1 pseudogene is annotated in these 668 nt (G+C 69.8%); it reads right to left on the reverse strand.

The features are described from left to right. Nucleotides 1-668, reverse strand: a pseudogene (locus CCN35_RS27325) (3-dehydroquinate synthase family protein); the annotation flags it as partial.

Here is a 668-nt window from a genome sequence, read left to right on the forward strand (position 1 = left end):
GTAGGCGGCGAGCAGCATGGCCGGGTCGGGGCCCTCCAGGACGGTGGGCTTGGCAAGACCGTCCAGGACGATGAAGCGCAGCAGATCGCCGCGGGACTTCTTGTCGATCTTCATCGTCTCCAGCAGCCTGGGCCACTGGTCGTGGCGGTAGTGCAGCGGAAGGCCCACCGACTCCAGGATCGTACGGTGACGGTCGNNCGCCGTGCCGCCATGTGTACCGCTCGTTCTTCTCGATGGCGTGGCCGAGCGTGTGCCCGTAGTTGAGGATCTCCCTGAGGCCCGACTCCTTGAGGTCCGCGGAGACGACGTCCGCCTTCACCCGGATGGAGCGCTCGATGAGTTCGGCGGTGTGCGGGCCGGCCGGGGTGCGGGCGCCCTCGGGGTCGGCCTCGATCAGGTCCAGGATCACCGGGTCGGCGATGAAACCGGCCTTGATGACCTCGGCGAGTCCGGAGACGTAGTCGTGGACCGGGAGGGAGTCCAGGGCGGCCAGGTCGCACAGGACGCCCGCGGGCGGGTGGAAGGCTCCCACGAGGTTCTTGCCCTCGGCGGTGTTGATGCCGGTCTTGCCGCCGACGGCCGCGTCGACCATGGCCAGCACGGTGGTCGGGACGGCGATCCAGCGCACTCCGCGCAGCCAGGTGGCCGCCACGAAGCCGGCCAGGTCG

This window comes from Streptomyces thermovulgaris (assembly GCF_002155915.1).
GTDB classification, from domain to species: domain Bacteria; phylum Actinomycetota; class Actinomycetes; order Streptomycetales; family Streptomycetaceae; genus Streptomyces; species Streptomyces thermovulgaris.